Annotated in this window: 12 protein-coding genes, 7 tRNA genes, 3 rRNA genes and 1 riboswitch; of the genes, 4 read left to right on the forward strand and 18 right to left on the reverse strand. The window is 51.6% G+C overall.

Features of this window, described 5'->3' with window-relative positions; all coding sequences use genetic code 11:
- The first annotated feature begins 13 nt into the window (after positions 1-13).
- Positions 14-673 carry a phosphatase PAP2 family protein gene (locus LJ046_RS08575; protein WP_035176628.1) on the forward strand — a complete coding sequence of 220 codons (660 nt, stop codon included), beginning with the start codon at positions 14-16 and terminating at the stop codon, positions 671-673.
- A gap of 54 nt (positions 674-727) precedes the next feature.
- Here LJ046_RS08575 and LJ046_RS08580 read toward each other — a convergent pair whose 3' ends face one another.
- The 12 genes from LJ046_RS08580 to LJ046_RS08635 all read right to left on the reverse strand — a co-directional run bounded on the left by LJ046_RS08580 (position 728) and on the right by LJ046_RS08635 (position 9,268).
- Positions 728-2,176: an MDR family MFS transporter gene (locus LJ046_RS08580; protein WP_002878803.1), complete on the reverse strand. Its 1,449-nt coding sequence runs from the start codon at positions 2,174-2,176 to the stop codon at positions 728-730.
- A 62-nt stretch (positions 2,177-2,238) separates the two neighbouring features.
- Complete coding sequence (gene metK / locus LJ046_RS08585; RefSeq protein ID WP_002878802.1) at positions 2,239-3,435, reverse strand: methionine adenosyltransferase; 1,197 nt, start codon at positions 3,433-3,435, stop codon at positions 2,239-2,241.
- Positions 3,433-3,520, reverse strand: a riboswitch (SMK box riboswitch). It overlaps the preceding gene by 3 nt.
- Before the next feature lie 65 nt (positions 3,521-3,585).
- Positions 3,586-3,658, reverse strand: a tRNA-Val gene (locus LJ046_RS08590).
- 3 nt (positions 3,659-3,661) lie between these two features.
- Positions 3,662-3,733: transfer RNA gene (locus LJ046_RS08595), tRNA-Glu, on the reverse strand.
- A gap of 160 nt (positions 3,734-3,893) precedes the next feature.
- Positions 3,894-3,967 (reverse strand) — tRNA-Met (locus tag LJ046_RS08600).
- A 6-nt stretch (positions 3,968-3,973) separates the two neighbouring features.
- Positions 3,974-4,064: transfer RNA gene (locus LJ046_RS08605), tRNA-Ser, on the reverse strand.
- Positions 4,065-4,072: 8 nt separating this feature from the next.
- Positions 4,073-4,145 (reverse strand) — tRNA-Asn (locus LJ046_RS08610).
- A gap of 7 nt (positions 4,146-4,152) precedes the next feature.
- Positions 4,153-4,269: ribosomal RNA gene (gene rrf, locus LJ046_RS08615) — 5S ribosomal RNA — on the reverse strand.
- Between the two features lie 71 nt (positions 4,270-4,340).
- Positions 4,341-7,248: ribosomal RNA gene (locus LJ046_RS08620) — 23S ribosomal RNA — on the reverse strand.
- Between the two features lie 127 nt (positions 7,249-7,375).
- Positions 7,376-7,448: transfer RNA gene (locus LJ046_RS08625), tRNA-Ala, on the reverse strand.
- Positions 7,449-7,517: 69 nt separating this feature from the next.
- A tRNA-Ile gene (locus LJ046_RS08630) sits at positions 7,518-7,591 on the reverse strand.
- A 113-nt stretch (positions 7,592-7,704) separates the two neighbouring features.
- Positions 7,705-9,268 (reverse strand): 16S ribosomal RNA (locus LJ046_RS08635).
- Together the 16S, 23S and 5S rRNA genes with 7 tRNA genes alongside form the textbook arrangement of a ribosomal RNA operon.
- A 545-nt stretch (positions 9,269-9,813) precedes the next feature.
- Between LJ046_RS08635 and LJ046_RS08640 the strand changes: the two genes are divergently transcribed.
- Together LJ046_RS08640 and LJ046_RS08645 are read left to right on the forward strand one after the other, a co-directional pair.
- Positions 9,814-10,740: an NAD(P)/FAD-dependent oxidoreductase gene (locus LJ046_RS08640; RefSeq protein ID WP_002876600.1), complete on the forward strand. Its 927-nt coding sequence runs from the start codon at positions 9,814-9,816 to the stop codon at positions 10,738-10,740.
- Positions 10,741-10,774: 34 nt separating this feature from the next.
- Positions 10,775-11,434, forward strand: coding sequence for a VTT domain-containing protein (locus tag LJ046_RS08645; RefSeq protein WP_002876599.1), 660 nt, complete (start codon positions 10,775-10,777; stop codon positions 11,432-11,434).
- A 72-nt stretch (positions 11,435-11,506) separates the two neighbouring features.
- Here the strand turns inward: LJ046_RS08645 and LJ046_RS08650 are convergent, their stop codons facing one another.
- The 6 genes from LJ046_RS08650 to LJ046_RS08675 all read right to left on the reverse strand — a co-directional run bounded on the left by LJ046_RS08650 (position 11,507) and on the right by LJ046_RS08675 (position 16,238).
- On the reverse strand, positions 11,507-12,112 hold the full coding sequence (locus LJ046_RS08650; RefSeq protein WP_002876598.1) for a TIGR01906 family membrane protein: 606 nt from the start codon (positions 12,110-12,112) through the stop codon (positions 11,507-11,509).
- Complete coding sequence (locus LJ046_RS08655) at positions 12,109-12,879, reverse strand: TIGR01457 family HAD-type hydrolase (protein WP_002876596.1); 771 nt, start codon at positions 12,877-12,879, stop codon at positions 12,109-12,111. Before LJ046_RS08655 ends, LJ046_RS08650 begins: the two co-directional genes overlap by 4 nt.
- Positions 12,876-13,409, reverse strand: a complete 534-nt coding sequence (locus tag LJ046_RS08660) for a YutD family protein (protein WP_002876595.1) — start codon at positions 13,407-13,409, stop codon at positions 12,876-12,878. The genes LJ046_RS08655 and LJ046_RS08660 overlap by 4 nt, the downstream gene beginning before the upstream one ends.
- The gene (locus tag LJ046_RS08665) at positions 13,369-14,787 is read right to left on the reverse strand and encodes a bifunctional metallophosphatase/5'-nucleotidase (protein WP_002876594.1); all 1,419 of its coding nucleotides are present in this window, start codon (positions 14,785-14,787) and stop codon (positions 13,369-13,371) included. The genes LJ046_RS08660 and LJ046_RS08665 overlap by 41 nt, the downstream gene beginning before the upstream one ends.
- Positions 14,788-14,797: 10 nt before the next feature.
- On the reverse strand, positions 14,798-15,130 hold the full coding sequence (locus tag LJ046_RS08670) for a hypothetical protein (protein ID WP_002876592.1): 333 nt from the start codon (positions 15,128-15,130) through the stop codon (positions 14,798-14,800).
- Positions 15,131-15,236: 106 nt separating this feature from the next.
- Positions 15,237-16,238, reverse strand: coding sequence for a substrate-binding domain-containing protein (locus LJ046_RS08675; RefSeq protein ID WP_002876590.1), 1,002 nt, complete (start codon positions 16,236-16,238; stop codon positions 15,237-15,239).
- Between the two features lie 152 nt (positions 16,239-16,390).
- Between LJ046_RS08675 and pepQ the strand changes: the two genes are divergently transcribed.
- A complete protein-coding gene (gene pepQ / locus LJ046_RS08680) occupies positions 16,391-17,497 on the forward strand; it encodes a Xaa-Pro dipeptidase (protein ID WP_002876588.1) in 1,107 nt (368 codons plus the stop codon).
- Positions 17,498-17,500 lie beyond the last annotated feature (3 nt).

Below are 17,500 nucleotides of genomic sequence, written 5' to 3' on the forward strand. Positions count from 1 at the left end.
AAATTAAAAACAATTGAATATGAAAGAAAATAAAGTTAATTATCAGCCACTTTTAATTTTTGGCGGTGCCTTCAGCCTCTTTTTTGCTTTTTGGGTTTACCTGATTGCCAGCAAGAATCCCTTTATCAAGACTTTTGATACGGTAGTCTACAATGCAATCAGAAACAACAATCCGGTCGAAAGGCAACTGGCCTTTTACTGGACCCAGCTGGGCAATACCTTGACGATCACAGTCTTTATCGTGGTCCTGGTTCTTTTCCTGGTCTACCAGCGAAACTATATCCACGCAGTTTTTGCCAGCTTAACCATGATCGCGGCAAACGCCTGCAACTCAATTATCAAAAATATCATCCAGCGCCAGAGGCCCCGGATGGACAAGGCGGTTCAAGCCGATGGCTTCTCCTTCCCGTCCGGCCACTCGGTCGGTTCCATGACCCTGGCCCTGGTCTTGATCGCCTTGATCGTCGTCTTGGTGAAAAAGAAGCCAGTCAAGACCTGGTTGATCGTCTTCTGCGTCTTCTTCACCCTGTCGATTGGCTTTACCAGAATGTACCTGCACGTCCACTGGCCAAGCGACGTCTTAGGGGGCTGGTGCGAGGGCCTGGCCTTCAGTTCATTGGCTAGCTGGCTCTTTTTCAAGGCCTTGGACAAAAAGGATAAACTAAATCCTTAATAAAAAATCTGCTCACATGCCGTGAGCAGATTTTTGTTTGCGTTCATATTTTAACTAATTCTGCTTTTGCCGGTAGATATGGTTGAAGGCCAAGGACAAAAGCAAGGCAATCAGAGAAACGATGTAGATCCCCCGCATGGATGAATGCAGGATCTCCCGCAAAGGGGCCAAAACGGTCGGATCCAGGCTTTTAGCCTGGACTGGGGAGACAATCTTGTTCATCATCTCACTGGTCAAGGAAGGCTGCTTTTTGAGCCCACTGGCCACGACCACGTTGAAGGTCATCCCGTAGAAGACCATCATGACAGTTTGACCCAAGTACTTCATCAGAGTGTTAAAGGAAGTTGCCACCCCTACCTGGCTCTTGTCAACCACCATCTGGGCCCTGACCTGGCTGGCCGTGGCAATACTGCCGAAGCCGATCCCGTTGAAGACGGCGATCAGGCAGAAGACCCAAAATGGCGTGTAGGTCGGAATCAGGATGAAGGCCAGGTCTGCCCCAATTAAGAGCAAAAGTGACGCGTCAAAGTACTTCTGCGTCCCCCACCGGCCCATAAGGTCACCGGCTAAAAAGGACCCGCAGACCCACAAAAGGGAGCTTGGCGTAATGGCGAAGCCGGCGATTGAAGCACTGACCCCGTTGATCCCCTGCAGCCAGGTCGGGATGTAGAATTCAAAGCCGATCACGACCCCGGAAACTAAGAGCTGCAAGATGTTGACCGCCAAAAATTCCTTGTCTTTTAAGATGCTGAAAGGAATAATCGGGTCAGCGGCTGTTTTTTCCACCTTGGTAAAGGCCCAGAGGCTGACCAGCATAATTGCTGCTAAAAGCAGCAGAGTCCAGTTAAATCCTTTTTCCAGCCCCTGCAAAAGCAGCATTAGGGATAAAAGGAAGATAACCAGGCTAAAGCTGCCCTTGAGGTCGATCCGTAATTTATTTTTAGCAAAATCTTCATGCAGGTAAAAGGCAACCAGCAAAAAGGCGAGCAAGCCGATCGGCACATTGATCATAAAGACCCAGTGCCAGGACAGCTTTTGGACGATAAAACCGCCCAAAAGCGGGGCGATAACCGAAGCCAGGCCCCAGAAGCCCGAAGTCAGGCCCAGCATTTTAGCCCGCTTGTCAATATCATACATGTCCGCTAAAACCGTCACCCCGGCTGTCTGGATAGCCCCTGAACCAAGACCCTGCAAGACCCGGAAGGTGATCAATTCCACCATCGAGTGCGAGAAGCCGCAGAGGGCTGACCCGATAACGAAGAGTCCAATGCCAAATAAAAAAACTGGCTTGCGTCCTACGCTATCAGCCAGTTTCCCATAAATCGGCGTTGAGACTGCCGTCATCAGCAGAAAGACAGACACCACCCAGCTCATGATTGCCAGCCCGTCCAAATCGGCGATAATGGTTGGCATCGCGGTCGACACAATCGTGCCTTCGATCGCGGACATAAAAGTGGTGATAAAGACAGCGAACGTGACCATTTTCACGTTTGTTTTCTTCATTCTTTTCTCCAACGAAATTTATGTTACGTTAATGTCTTACGTGTATTCAATTGTAAAAAATATTACTTGCGGCCATTAACAAAAGCCTGGAGGGCTTCCGCCTCGTCGGTCTTTTCCCAAGGCAGGTCGACGTCAGTGCGGCCAAAGTGGCCATATGCAGCCGTCTGCTTGTAGATTGGCCGGCGCAGGTCCAGCATCTTGATGATCCCGGCTGGGCGCAAGTCAAAATTGGCCCGGACAGCTTCAGTCAAAAGCTGGTCGCTCACCTTGCCGGTCCCGGCAGTATCAATCATGATGGAAACCGGGTGGGCCACCCCGATGGCGTAAGCCAGCTGGACTTCACAGCGGTCAGCCAGGCCAGCGGCGACAATGTTCTTAGCCACGTAGCGGGCAGCGTATGAGGCGCTTCGGTCGACCTTGGTGGCGTCCTTGCCGCTGAAGGCACCGCCGCCGTGGCGGGCATAGCCGCCGTAAGTATCGACGATGATCTTGCGGCCAGTCAGACCGGCGTCCCCCTTCGGCCCCCCGATAACGAAGCGGCCGGACGGGTTAATCAGGTACTTGGTCTCGTCATCCAAGAACTTGTCTGGAATGACTTCCTTGATCACGTCGTGGACCATGGCCACCCGGATCTCTTCATTAGTCACGTCAGGGCTGGTTTGGGTTGAAATAACGACCGTGTCCACCCGCTTAGGCTTGCCGGCGTCATCGTATTCCACCGTGACCTGGGCCTTGGCATCTGGCCGCAGCCAGGGGAATGTCCCCTCTTTTCTCAGCTGGGCCACTTTCCGCATCAAGCGGTGGGCCAGGGAAATCGGCAAAGGCATCAGTTCCGGCGTTTCGTTGATGGCGAAACCAAACATGAGCCCCTGGTCACCAGCCCCGATCTGGTCGAGTTCATCGCTGTCGTCTTCTCCCCGGACTTCCAGGGCTTCATCAACCCCGCCGGCGATGTCAGGCGACTGCTTGTCCAGCGCTACTAAAACGGCGCAGTTGTCGGCGTCAAAGCCCAGGTCTGGGTCATTGTAGCCGATTTCGCGGATCGTCTTGCGCGCGACCTGCTGGTAGTCAACATTAGCCGTAGTCGAGATTTCCCCGAAGAGCAAGACCAAACCTGTGGTTACAGAAGTCTCACAGGCCACGTGGGCTTGCGGATCCTGGGCGAGTACCGCGTCCAGAATGGCATCGGAGATCTGGTCAGCGACCTTGTCCGGGTGTCCTTCTGAAACTGATTCTGACGTAAATAAGTGCTTTTCCATCTATGTGTGTCCCCCTATAGACTAGCTACACGGTTACAAGGCATCTTCACCAATTTGGTGAATCCTATCAGGACTTGTAACAAATAACATTTTAACCATGTTCAGTTTTTTGTAAAAAAAAAGGTTACCGGACGGTAACCTTCTGAACAATGGAGGATACAGGGCTCGAACCTGTGACCCTCTGCTTGTAAGGCAGATGCTCTCCCAGCTGAGCTAATCCTCCATATGACCCGTACGGGATTTGAACCCATGTTACCGCCGTGAAAGGGCGGTGTCTTAACCACTTGACCAACGGGCCTTTTCATAAGCACGTTTACTAGTATACAGCAATTCCCGGTCAATGCAAGCTTTTTTCGGGAAAAAGTTTTCAGAAAAAATAGAAAAGGTTAAAGAATAGACAAAAGAGGAGAGAAATAAAAATCGAAAACAAAAACCACGACCAAGTCGTGGTTTGCTTATAGCGGCGGGGGGGATCGAACCCTCGACCTCCCGGGTATGAACCGGACGCTCTAGCCAGCTGAGCTACACCGCCATAAAACGGAGTGTGAGGGATTTGAACCCTCGATACAGGTATTTACCCGTATACATGATTTCCAATCATGCTCCTTCAGCCGCTCGGACAACACTCCATATTAAACTCCGCCTGTCAGACTCGAACTGACGACATCCTGATTAACAGTCAAGCGCTCTACCAACTGAGCTAAGGCGGAATGTTGAGCGCGGCAGCTTCCTATCCTCGCAGGCAGTTTCCCACCAACTACTTTCGGCGTTAAGAAGCTTAACTTCTGTGTTCGGCATGGGAACAGGTGTATCCTTCTTGCCATTGCCACCGCACTCTTTGATTGAGCTTGCACGCTCAAAACTGAATATCTTTTACCAAGTCAAAACCTCATTGCTTTGCTCTTTTGGTCAAGTCCTCGACTGATTAGTACCGGTCCGCTCCAAGCCTCACGGCTCTTCCACTCCCGGCCTATCTACCTCATCGTCTCTGAGGTGTCTTACTTTCTTGAAGAAATGGGAAATCTCATCTTGAGGGGGGCTTCGCACTTAGATGCTTTCAGCGCTTATCCCGTCCGCACATAGCTACCCAGCGATGCCTTTGGCAAGACAACTGGTACACCAGCGGTGCGTCCATCCCGGTCCTCTCGTACTAAGGACAGCTCCTCTCAAATTTCCTGCGCCCACGACGGATAGGGACCGAACTGTCTCACGACGTTCTGAACCCAGCTCGCGTGCCGCTTTAATGGGCGAACAGCCCAACCCTTGGGACCGACTTCAGCCCCAGGATGCGACGAGCCGACATCGAGGTGCCAAACCTCCCCGTCGATGTGAACTCTTGGGGGAGATAAGCCTGTTATCCCCAGGGTAGCTTTTATCCGTTGAGTGATGGCCCTTCCATGCGGTACCACCAGATCACTAAGCCCTACTTTCGTACCTGCTCGAGTTGTCTCTCTCGCAGTCAAGCTCCCTTTTGCCTTTACACTCTGCGAATGATTTCCAACCATTCTGAGGGAACCTTTGGGCGCCTCCGTTACACTTTAGGAGGCGACCGCCCCAGTCAAACTGCCCGTCAAACACTGTCCTCGGCCTGGTTCACAGGCCTGAGTTAGAGCATCCGTCAAGCAAGGGTAGTATCCCACCAGCGCCTCCGATAAGACTGGCGTCCTATCTTCTCCGGCTCCTACCTATCCTGTACATGCTTGACAGATACCCAATATTAAACTGCAGTAAAGCTCCATGGGGTCTTTCCGTCCTGTCGCGGGTAACCCGCATCTTCACGGGTATTATAATTTCACCGAGTCTCTCGTTGAGACAGTGCCCAAATCATTACACCTTTCGTGCAGGTCGGAACTTACCCGACAAGGAATTTCGCTACCTTAGGACCGTTATAGTTACGGCCGCCGTTTACTGGGGCTTCAATTCAAACCTTCGCTTGCGCTAAGCTCTCCTCTTAACCTTCCAGCACCGGGCAGGTGTCAGCACCTATACTTCATCTTACGATTTTGCAGATGCCTGTGTTTTTGATAAACAGTTGCTTGGGCCTTTTCACTGCGGCTGATCTTGCGACCAGCGCCCCTTCTCCCGAAGTTACGGGGCCATTTTGCCGAGTTCCTTAACGAGAGTTCTCTCGCTCACCTGAGGATACTCTCCTCGACTACCTGTGTCGGTTTGCGGTACGGGTGCACCGTTTCTGGCTAGAAGCTTTTCTCGGCAGTGTGACGTCGCAGCCTTCGCTACTTTAATTTCGCTCCTCATCACGCCTTGTCCTTATGAAAGCAAGCATTTGACTCGCTCTCAGACTTGACGCTTGAACGTGGTATCCAGCACCACACGCTGCTAGCCTCCTGCGTCCCTCCATCGCTCATAACGATTCGGTGCAGTACAGGAATTTCAACCTGTTGTCCATCGACTACGCCTCTCGGCCTCGCCTTAGGTCCCGACTTACCCTGGGCGGACGAGCCTGCCCCAGGAAACCTTAGTCTTGCGGCGGACAGGATTCTCACCTGTCTTTCGTTACTCATACCGGCATTCTCACTTCTAGAAGCTCCACATGTCCTCTCGGTCATGCTTCACCGCCGCTAGAACGCTCTCCTACCACGTGCATAAACGCACATCCACAGTTTCGGTATCATGCTTAGCCCCGGTAAATTTTCGGCGCGGCGTCACTCGACTAGTGAGCTATTACGCACTCTTTGAATGATGGCTGCTTCTGAGCCAACGTCCTAGTTGTCTGCGCAACTCCACATCCTTTTCCACTTAGCATGAATTTTGGGACCTTAACTGGTGATCTGGGCTGTTTCCCTTTCGACTACGGATCTTATCACTCGCAGTCTGACTCCCGCACATAAATGTCTGGAATTCGTAGTTTATCTGAATTCAGTAACCCTTGACGGGCCCCTAGTCCAAACAGAGCTCTACCTCCAGCATCCTCTTTGCGAGGCTAGCCCTAAAGCTATTTCGGAGAGAACCAGCTATCTCCAAGTTCGTTTGGAATTTCACCGCTACCCACAACTCATCCCCGCAATTTTCAACTTACGTGGGTTCGGTCCTCCAGCGCGTTTTACCGCGCCTTCAACCTGGTCATGGGTAGGTCACTTGGTTTCGGGTCTGCGTCAGCCAACTGCTCGCCCTCTTCAGACTCGCTTTCGCTGCGGCTCCGTCTTTTCTGACTTAACCTTGCTGACTAACGCAACTCGCCGGTTCATTCTACAAAAGGCACGCCATTACCCGTTAACGGGCTCTGACTACTTGTAGGCACACGGTTTCAGGTTCTCTTTCACTCCCCTCCCGGGGTTCTTTTCACCTTTCCCTCACGGTACTGGTTCACTATCGGTCACTGGTTAGTATTTAGCCTTGCGAGATGGTCCTCGCGGATTCAAACGGGATTTCACGTGTCCCGCCCTACTCAGGATACTGATAGGCCTTCTTTGGATTTCGCTTACGGGGCTTTCACCCTCTCTGGCGCGTTTTCCCAAACGCTTCTGCTATCCTCTGAAGTGCCATGTTTCAGTCCTACAACCCCGGCAGATAAATCTGCCGGTTTGGGCTCTTTCCTGTTCGCTCGCCGCTACTTGGGAAATCGATATTTCTTTCTCTTCCTGCAGCTACTTAGATGTTTCAGTTCGCTGCGTGTTCCCTCCTTAAGCTATGTATTCACTTAAGGATAGCATGTCTGCACATGCTGGGTTCCCCCATTCGGAGACCTCCGGATCAAAGCCTACTTACGGCTCCCCGAAGACTTTCGCGGTTAGTCGCGTCCTTCATCGGCTTCCAGTGCCAAGGCATTCACCGTGCGCCCTTCTTCACTTGACCTTGCAAGTTTGTTCTTTCGAACTCTCTCGGTCGCTTTGCAATGTTTTCATTGATCTCAATGATTCTCGGTTTTTTCTTGGAATTAAGATATTCAGTTTTCAACGTACAAACTTGGCCTTCCGGCCAATGGAGGCAAACGGGATCGAACCGATGACCTCCTGCTTGCAAAGCAGGTGCTCTCCCAGCTGAGCTATGCCCCCGTAAAATATCAACTTTTAAGATGTTACTCCATCTTGCCCGAAATGTAAAGAACTTTCTTTGCATTTCAATGGGCCTGGATGGACTTGAACCATCGACCTCACGCTTATCAAGCGTGCGCTCTAACCAGCTGAGCTACAGGCCCAAGTACTTATTGTTGGTACTCTCAAAACTGAACAAAGTTTCTTTTGCAGTGTGCTTCCGTAACTGGTGGACTTCTATTAGCATTTCTGCTCTCCATCCATCCGTTTTCCTTAGAAAGGAGGTGATCCAGCCGCAGGTTCTCCTACGGCTACCTTGTTACGACTTCACCCCAGTCATCTGCCCTGCCTTAGGCGGCTGACTCCTATAAAGGTTATCCCACCGACTTTGGGCATTGCAGACTTCCATGGTGTGACGGGCGGTGTGTACAAGGCCCGGGAACGTATTCACCGCGGCGTGCTGATCCGCGATTACTAGCGATTCCAGCTTCGTGCAGGCGAGTTGCAGCCTGCAGTCCGAACTGAGAACAGCTTTAAGAGATCCGCTTACCCTCGCGGGTTTGCTTCTCGTTGTACTGCCCATTGTAGCACGTGTGTAGCCCAGGTCATAAGGGGCATGATGACTTGACGTCATCCCCACCTTCCTCCGGTTTGTCACCGGCAGTCTCTTTAGAGTGCCCAACTTAATGATGGCAACTAAAGACAAGGGTTGCGCTCGTTGCGGGACTTAACCCAACATCTCACGACACGAGCTGACGACAGCCATGCACCACCTGTCTCTGCGTCCCCGAAGGGAACCATCTATCTCTAGGTGTAGCGCAGGATGTCAAGACCTGGTAAGGTTCTTCGCGTTGCTTCGAATTAAACCACATGCTCCACCGCTTGTGCGGGCCCCCGTCAATTCCTTTGAGTTTCAACCTTGCGGTCGTACTCCCCAGGCGGAGCGCTTAATGCGTTTGCTGCGGCACTGAGGACCGGAAAGTCCCCAACACCTAGCGCTCATCGTTTACGGCATGGACTACCAGGGTATCTAATCCTGTTCGCTACCCATGCTTTCGAGCCTCAGCGTCAGTTGCAGACCAGAGAGCCGCCTTCGCCACTGGTGTTCTTCCATATATCTACGCATTCCACCGCTACACATGGAGTTCCACTCTCCTCTTCTGCACTCAAGAATGACAGTTTCCGATGCAGTTCCACGGTTGAGCCGTGGGCTTTCACATCAGACTTATCATTCCGCCTGCGCTCGCTTTACGCCCAATAAATCCGGACAACGCTTGCCACCTACGTATTACCGCGGCTGCTGGCACGTAGTTAGCCGTGACTTTCTGGTTGATTACCGTCAAATAAAGACCAGTTACTGCCTCTATCCTTCTTCACCAACAACAGAGCTTTACGATCCGAAGACCTTCTTCACTCACGCGGCGTTGCTCCATCAGACTTTCGTCCATTGTGGAAGATTCCCTACTGCTGCCTCCCGTAGGAGTTTGGGCCGTGTCTCAGTCCCAATGTGGCCGATCAGTCTCTCAACTCGGCTACGCATCATTGCCTTGGTAGGCCTTTACCCCACCAACTAGCTAATGCGCCGCGGGCTCATCCTAAAGTGACAGCTTGCGCCGCCTTTCAAACTTGAATCATGCGATTCATGTTGTTATCCGGTATTAGCACCTGTTTCCAAGTGGTATCCCAGTCTTTAGGGCAGATTGCCCACGTGTTACTCACCCATCCGCCGCTAGCGTCCAACAAATCACCCCGAAGGGATCTTTGAATTCAGCTCGCTCGACTTGCATGTATTAGGCACGCCGCCAGCGTTCGTCCTGAGCCAGGATCAAACTCTCAATTTGAAAATTGAGCTTTTTAATCTGCTCCAGATTATTTGCTTGCGAATTGACTTCGCTTATTTGTTTGGATCAAACAATGTTTGACCCGCACACTGCGAAACTTTGTTCAGTTTTCAAAGTACCAACTTGTGTCTTAGTGACGCAACGTTTTATATCTTACTCGCTTATTGACTTCTTGTCAACAAGCTTTTGATATTTTCTTTTTGCCTCCGCGAGACTTGCTTGTCTCACGCAACAACAAATATTAGTATACTAGCTTTTTCTGATTCGTCAAATTTGCTTTTTCATTCGTTTTATGATTGGCGCACCCGGCCGAGTTGTGATTGCTAGTTTTCTGCTTATATTCCACTTTTCTACTTTTCGCTGAAAAATAATCTTTTCCCGGAAAAGATAGTTCGATTTTTGCCTTTTTTGGCTTTAAAATTCTGTAACAAGTTTTTTTACTTTTTCGTTTCGCTTCTTAATTAATTTTGCCGGCGTTCTATGGTAAAGTGGTTTTAGTATATTTTCGAAAGGAGATCTTACTTATCAAACAATATGATCTTGCCGTGATTGGCGCTGGACCAGTCGGCCTCTTCGCGGCCTACTTCGCCCGCCTGCATGGCTTAAAGACGGTTATCCTTGAATCCTTGAACGAGCCTGGCGGACAGCCGGAAATGCTCTACCCCTTCAAGAAGATCCTGGACATCCCTGTCTTCAATGAAATCACCGCAGCTGACTTAACCAAGCGCCTCTTAGCCAACTTAACCGACCAGGACCTGGTCACTGGCCACAAGGTCAGCCAGCTGGAGAAAACTGAGGAACTTGTGATCGATGGCGAATACCAGGTCCGCAGCATTATCGTCGCAACTGGCAACGGGGCCTTTAAGGCCAAAAAGTTCCCCCTCAAGGCAACCCCAGAAGCTGAAGACCACATCCACTACTTTTTCAAAAATCCTGACCTCTTTGCTGGCCAGAAGATCGGCATCTTTGGCGGCGGAGACACGGCCTTAGACTGGGCCCAGGAACTTTCCCAAATCGCTGAAGTCACCCTCGTTCACCGGCGCGACCAGTTCCGGGGCATGGAAAGCAGCGTGGAAAACTTGAAGGCTGACCAAAAGGTGACCTTGAAGACCCCCTACCTGCCAAAGAGCATGCAGGTCGAAAAGGGCCAGCTGGAAATTTCTTTGAAAAAGGTTGGCGGAGATGAAGTCACTCAAGAAACTTTTGACCAGATCCTGGTCGCCTACGGCTTCCGGGCCGACAACCGCTTCATCAGCAAGTGGGGGGTTGACCTGGACCAGGGCTTGATCACCGTTGACCGGTCCATGCAGACCAGCGTGCCTGGCATCTATGCCATTGGCGACTCCTGCGGCTACCCGGGCCGGGTGCCAGTTATCGGAATTGGGTTTGGGGAAGCCCAGATCGCGGTCAACGCGATTATGCAGGACCTATTCCCGGAAAAGAGCCTGACCATCCACTCAACCAGTATCTAGCGGAAAAAAGAAAAATAAGAAATGAGGTTAACACATGCCACTGATTGACTTTATCCTGCACATCGATGACCACTTGGTGACCATCGTCAACAACTTTGGGGCAGGAACCTATTGGATCATTTTTGCCATCATCTTTATCGAAACCGGTTTGGTCATCTTCCCCTTCCTGCCAGGTGACTCCTTGATCTTCGCGGCAGCCGCCATGGCCGCCAACCCGAAATACGGTTTAAATGTCTGGCTGCTCTACATCGTTGCTGCCGCTGCCGCCATTATCGGTGACAGCATCAACTATGAAATCGGCAAGTGGTCAGTCACTTCCGGGGCCAAGCACAGCTGGTTCAACAAGCTGATCAATGAAAAAAGCCGGCTGGCAGCGGAGAAGTTCTTTGAAAGACATGGCTCCATCACCATCGTGATCGGCCGTTTCATCCCCTTCATCCGGACCTTCGTGCCTTTCATTTCCGGGGGCAGCAAGATGCACTACCAGACCTTCGTTATTTACAACATCCTGGGTGGCCTGCTCTGGACGGCCCTCTTTACCAGCATCGGCTACTTCTTCGGCAACTTCCCAGTCGTCAAGGACCACTTCTCCTTGATCGTGATCGGCATCATCCTGGTTTCAGTCGTGCCAATCCTGGTCGTGGCCTTGAAGAAAAAGCTCACCATGCGGCGCGAGCAGCAATTTGGCGAATAAAACAAAGCAAAAAAATAAGGACCGGCCGGTCCTTATTTTTTTGGTCTAAATTCTGTTTAAGTGCTTTCCGGTTTACTTTTTCAGCAAAAAGCGGGCCAGGTAGAGCTCGTAAATCGCTCCGCCAACCGCAAAGCAGGAGGCAAAGAAGCCTTCCGTCAGCACGTTGATGACCGGGTCAGTCGCCGGGTCAAAGAGCCAGTTGTCATTGCGGAAAAAGAAAGTATGAAAGACCCGGAAGAAACTGTCAAAGTCGGTCAAGGCAAAAGGCATGACCACAATTGGCAGCAGCATCAAGAGCAAGGCCTGGGTCTGGGTCAATTTAAGCGGCTTCTTGTAATTGCGGAAATAGCTGCTGAGAGCTAGGCAGAGCAGGAAAACCAGCTCGGCCAGAATAAAAAGATTTTTGGCATCGGCAAAGTGAGCAGCCGCTGAAGCCGAAGTCGGCAGGTTGCTCATCTGCAGCTTGGTCTGCCCAGGCCAAACCAGGTAAAGCAGGAGCTGGTTATAGTTGCTCATGACCTGGCCCACGGTCAAGTTAACCGTTTGGTAAGTCTTCTCCAGCAAGGTAAAAAGCAAAAGCAAGGGCCAGCTGACTACGATCGCGCCAACGACAGCGCTGGAGACCGCGAAAAAGAAATGGAAAAGGGGCTGGCCCAGCTTGCTTAGGAATTTTTTCATAGGCTAAATTCATCCAAATCGTTCACTAAATAAGTCGGCGGAGTGAGACCGGCCAGGTCTACCTTTTGCGTCACCCCGGTCAAGGTCAAGAGGGTGTCGACTCCGCTGTTGATTCCGGCCATAATGTCAGTTGGGTAATTGTCCCCGACAATCAAGGCCTCTTCCGCCCTGACCCCAGCCAAGTCCAGGGCGCGGTTGACAATAATGGCTTCCGGCTTGCCAATAAAAAGGGGCTTTTGCCCGGACGCGACTTCCAGAGCCGCGCAAATTGAACCGTTGCCTGGCCGCAGCTCCTTGCCCACCGGCAGGTTCTGGTCAGAATTGGTGCCGATAAAGACCGCTCCCCGGTGAATGCAGCGGGTGGCAACCATGAGCTTGTGGTAGGTCAAGTCCGTGTCCATCCCCACGATCACGTAGTTAGGATTTTCCTCGTCATAATAGAATTCCGGCCGGTCCAGGATCTCCTTCCACAGGCCAATTTGGCCAATGATGTAGACGCCGATTGGCCTTTCCGCATCTTTTTCCAAAATATAGCTGGCCGTAGCCATGCTGGGCGTGTAGATCTTGGAAACGTCGGTCTTGACTCCGTGCCTGGCCAGTTTGTCAGCTACCATCTGGGGCGTCCGGGTCGTGTTGTTGGTCAAAAATAAGTAATCAAGACCTGCCTTATCCAGGCGCTTGACAAAGCGGACGCCGGATTCAATGGTCTCCTTGCCCCGGTAAATGGTCCCATCCAAATCAATCAAAAATAAGCGGTAATCTTTCACGGCTTCTTCTTTCTAATCACAAAGGCCTGGTGGCGGCGGTTCTTCTTGCAGCTTTCAGCATAGCTGCCCTTCTTGGGCCGGCCGTCCTTGACCTTTCTTTCGCTAAAAGCCGCCTTGTTCTTCGGCCGCTTTCTGGCTGGCCGCCGGCGCTGGGTCGGCCAGGGCTTACGGCTGGGCTGGAGGGATTCCAAGATAAAGTAAGGCGCGCCAGGGTTGCAGTATTCAGTCAAGTAGTCAACAATCGTCGACTTTTTTCGGTCAATGGATGTCTTGACATAGTCATTGTAAAAGCCCCTGAGGCGGAGGTGGTCGCTGGATACATCCCCGACCAGATAATCATACTGGTCCAGGTATGGATCGTACTTTTTCTTCAAAACTTCCCGGTCTAAAGCATCCCGCTGGTTGACCAAAAGGCGGTATTCCCGCTGATTGATCACGACCTTTTCACCGGCAACCACCACCTCTGCCAGGGGGTGGAGAGGCTTAGCTTCAGCTGCCTCTGTTTTCGGCTCTTTCTGCTCTTTCCTCAATAAATTCACCTTCTTTTTTCACAGGATACTTGCGGCCTAAGTAGTCGCCTACGACTTCCCTTAAAAACTGCGGGAAGAGGAATTCATTTTCACCGACAATGGCCAAAGTCGGGAAAAACGGGATCAGGACATAGTGGTCCAAAACGGCGATCCGGTATTCTTCCGCCGGGTCCAGCAATTGCCCGTTGACGAAAACGTTCCTGGTCATTGGGTCATACTTGATCCCTCTGTAGTAGACCTGGCCAAAAATCTTCCCCCTAAAGCCCATCCCCACCAGAGGATAATGTTCCAAAAAGTGCCGGTTCTTTTCCACTTCCATGACCAGCCGCCACAAGTCCCGGCCTAAAAGGGTACTCCGGACGACATGCATCGGGTGCGGCAGGGCATGCTGAAGGTCAAACTGGTTGATGAGGCCGCTCTTAAATGGCGTCAGAAAGAGGCCGGTGCTCAGCATGGCCAGGTCAGTACCGGCAAAGTCAGCGATCGCTTCCAGGGAGACGTCGATCGCGGCCAGCTTGTCATCCTTGAACTTCTCTGGCAAGTCCGCCACCTGCCGGCTCTGCAGCATCTTCTTCCCCTCTTCATATAAGGCGGCAATTTCTGCTTCATCGCCCGCCTGGCTTGGCAAATCAGCTACCGGCACGGTAGTTGGTTTAATCGAAATGATCTTGTGGTCATCGCCGATTTCCAGGCTAATGTCGCCGACATAATTGCCCCACTTGCCCGTCTGGGTGATCCAGGTGCGGCCTTCCTTGACCCCTTTTTCCAAAAGGGTATGGCTGTGTCCGCCCACGATCAGGTCGATTTCCGGGTAGTGCTTGGCCAGCCACTGATCCATTCTGAGGCCCACGTGAGTCAGCAAAATCAAGCAGTCATACTGGCCGGCGATTTCCGGCAGGACCCGGTCCATAGTTTCGCCCAGCATCTTGATCTTCCAGTGGTTGGGACCGTATGTCATTGGATAAGCGGCCGTCAGACCCACCAAGGCCAGGCGGGTGCCCTTTTTGGTCTTGATGATCTTGTAGTCATTGGCCCAGGCCGGCCAGCTTTCGTCTTCTTCTCTGAGATTTGACAAGAGGACCGGGAAGTTGGCATGGTCAAAAAGCCGCTCCAAGACGGCATGCGGGTTGGAAATCCCCTCATTGTTGCCGATCGTGATGGCATCATAGTGAAAGTCATTCATCAAGCGGATGTTGGCCCGGCCCTCTGTAGCATCAGACAAGGGATGGGACCGGTCCATGAAGTCGCCGGCGTCAAAAGTCAAAACCTGGTCAGCAGCCGCCGTTTCTTGCACCTGCTTCAAATAGCGCCTGATTTTTGGAAAATGCTCAAAGTGCGAGTGCAAGTCGTTGGTATGCAGAATCCGCAAAGTTTCCATTGTCTTCCTCCTAGCCGATCTTGTTGGCTTTCAAAACCATTTCGTAAGCATCCCTGACCGGGCCTTTAGGCTTGTCCCATTCCACCCATTGCGGGTTCTCCCAGTCTTCTTCGTTCATCAAAGTATGCAGCTGGTAGGTCTTGTTAATGTACTGCTCGTAAGTTTCCAGCGCCTTGGTGCGCGGGATGTTGATGACCAGAATCCGCACGCTCTTGATTAAACCGTTGTTGGCCGCCAGTTCCGCGAAGCCGTTTTGGTCGATGTTGGAAATTTCATAGTACTGACTGCCGTCGTTTCTGGTAATCTCTTCGATCAAGTCGAATTGCTCGTATAAGTGATCCATTTGTGCCCCCCATTATCTTATAAAAAGATTGTAACACAAAGTTCAGCCGCCTTTGCCCGGGCGAAACTAAAAGAGCCCGCCGCTTGGTAGGCTCTTTCGAAAAATTTTACTTGTTCAAGGTACTTTGCTTCTTGATCAGTTCATATGGCAAAACGATGTGCTTGTCTTCCAGGCTTTCATCGTTCATCAGCTTGGTCAGCATTCTCATGGCCACGGCACCCAAGTCGTAGAGCGGCTGCTTGATCGTGGTCAAGGCTGGCCGGACAACTGAGGCGATCTGGGTCGCGCTGGCCGTAATGATTTCGAAATCTTCCGGCACCTTAGCCCCGCGATCCAGAGCTGAGTTGAGGAGGCCGACTGAGGAAACGTCCTTGGTGATGATGGCCCCGTTGATCCCCTTCTTGGCCAGTTCCGGGTAAAGGTTGTAGCCGTCAGAGTAGTCCTTGATGTTGTCAAAAATCTCGCAGCCTTCCAGTTCATTGTCAGCCACGAACTTCTCAAAGGCCGGAATCCGGTAGTTCCGGTTGATCGAAGCTTCCTTGTCGCCCACGATCAAGGCTAGCTTCTTCTTGCCGTCGTTCAAAAGCAGGTTCAAAGCTTCCGTGTCGGCCTTCTTGTAGTCGATGTTGACTGAAGGGAATTCCAGGTTGTCGGAAACAGTCCCGGCCAAAACGACTGGCGTGTCGGTCCGCTTGAATGCTTCCGCTACTTCTTCAGACAGCTTGTTGGACATGTAAATAACCCCGTCAACCTGCTTGTTGAGCAAGCCTTGAATGACGGCGTCTTCCTTCATCAAACGGTTTTCCACGCTGGAGATGATGATATTGTACTTGTACAAAACAGCAATGTCGTCGATCCCCTTTGACAATTCGGCAAAGTACAAATTGGTCAGGTCCGGCACGATCAAGCCGACCGTTGTGGTCCGCTTTGAGGCCAGACCCTGCGCTACCGCGTTTGGTTGGTAGTGCAGACGCTTGATAACTTCCATGACCCGGTCACGGGTTTCCTTGCGGACATTGTTGTTGCCGTTGACTACCCGGGAAACCGTGGCCATAGAAACCTTGGCTTCCCGAGCAACATCGTAAATGGTTACATCTTGCTTATTCATAATAACAGCCCTACCTATCTAAATACTAAATACTGATTTAATGATACCATGAGAACACTTTTTGTGCAATCGCTTACAGCTATTTTTTCAACTTTTTTCAGTTTTTTTAGTGCTATACTGAGGTTAATTTCATCAGTAAGGAGAATTTTGCCATGAATTTAGACAAATTACAAAACTGGCTGCAGGAAAACGGGATGGACGTAGCCTACGTTTCCAGCCCGACTACCATCAACTATTTCACGGGTTTCATTACCGATCCTGAAGAAAGAATCTTTAAGCTTTTCGCCTTCAAGGACGCTGAACCCTTCCTCTTCTGCCCGGCCTTGAACTATGAAGAAGCCAAGGCATCAGCTTGGGACGGGGACGTGGTCGGCTACCTGGACAGCGAAGACCCATGGAGCAAGATCGCTGAAGAAATCAAGAAGCGGACCAAGGACTACCAAAACTGGGCTGTCGAAAAGAACGGCTTGACGGTTGCCCACTACCAGGCCCTGCACGCTCAATTCCCAGACTCCGACTTCTCCAAGGACTTGTCTGACTTCATCGCCCACATCCGCCTCTTCAAGACGGAAAGCGAACTGGTCAAGCTGCGCAAGGCCGGGGAAGAAGCTGACTTTGCCTTCCAGATTGGCTTTGAAGCCCTCAGAAACGGGGTTACCGAACGCGCCGTGGTCAGCCAGATTGAATACCAATTGAAGCTGCAAAAGGGCGTGATGCAGACCAGCTTTGACACCATCGTCCAGGCCGGCAAGAACGCGGCCAACCCGCACCAAGGCCCAAGCATGAACACGGTACAGCCAAATGAACTGGTACTTTTTGACTTAGGGACCATGCACGAAGGCTACGCTTCTGACTCCAGCCGGACGGTCGCTTACGGGGAACCGACTGACAAGATGCGGGAAATCTACGAAGTCAACCGGACTGCCCAGCAAGCAGCCATCGACGCGGCTAAGCCAGGCATGACAGCCAGCGAACTTGACGGGGTAGCCCGCAAGATCATCACTGACGCCGGCTATGGTGAATACTTCATCCACCGCCTGGGCCACGGGATCGGGATGGAAGTCCACGAATTCCCATCAATCGCTAACGGTAACGACGTCGTTTTGGAAGAAGGCATGTGCTTCTCCATTGAACCCGGGATCTACATCCCAGGCTTTGCCGGTGTCCGGATCGAAGACTGCGGGGTCCTCACCAAGGATGGCTTCAAGCCATTCACCCACACTAGCAAGGAATTGAAGGTTCTGCCAGTTAAGGAATAAAAC

Origin of the sequence: Lactobacillus delbrueckii subsp. jakobsenii ZN7a-9 = DSM 26046 (assembly GCF_001888925.1) — a bacterium.
Classification (GTDB): Bacteria; Bacillota; Bacilli; order Lactobacillales; family Lactobacillaceae; genus Lactobacillus; species Lactobacillus delbrueckii.

Coding starts and splice junctions, on each gene's coding strand:
- metK (WP_002878802.1), bottom strand. CDS start 3,435: ATGGAAAAGCACTTATTTACGTCAGAATCAGTTTCAGAAGGACACCCG.
- pepQ (WP_002876588.1), top strand. CDS start 16,391: ATGAATTTAGACAAATTACAAAACTGGCTGCAGGAAAACGGGATGGAC.
- LJ046_RS08580 (WP_002878803.1), bottom strand. CDS start 2,176: ATGAAGAAAACAAACGTGAAAATGGTCACGTTCGCTGTCTTTATCACC.
- LJ046_RS08665 (WP_002876594.1), bottom strand. CDS start 14,787: ATGGAAACTTTGCGGATTCTGCATACCAACGACTTGCACTCGCACTTT.
- LJ046_RS08675 (WP_002876590.1), bottom strand. CDS start 16,238: ATGAATAAGCAAGATGTAACCATTTACGATGTTGCTCGGGAAGCCAAG.
- LJ046_RS08645 (WP_002876599.1), top strand. CDS start 10,775: ATGCCACTGATTGACTTTATCCTGCACATCGATGACCACTTGGTGACC.
- LJ046_RS08650 (WP_002876598.1), bottom strand. CDS start 12,112: ATGAAAAAATTCCTAAGCAAGCTGGGCCAGCCCCTTTTCCATTTCTTT.
- LJ046_RS08670 (WP_002876592.1), bottom strand. CDS start 15,130: ATGGATCACTTATACGAGCAATTCGACTTGATCGAAGAGATTACCAGA.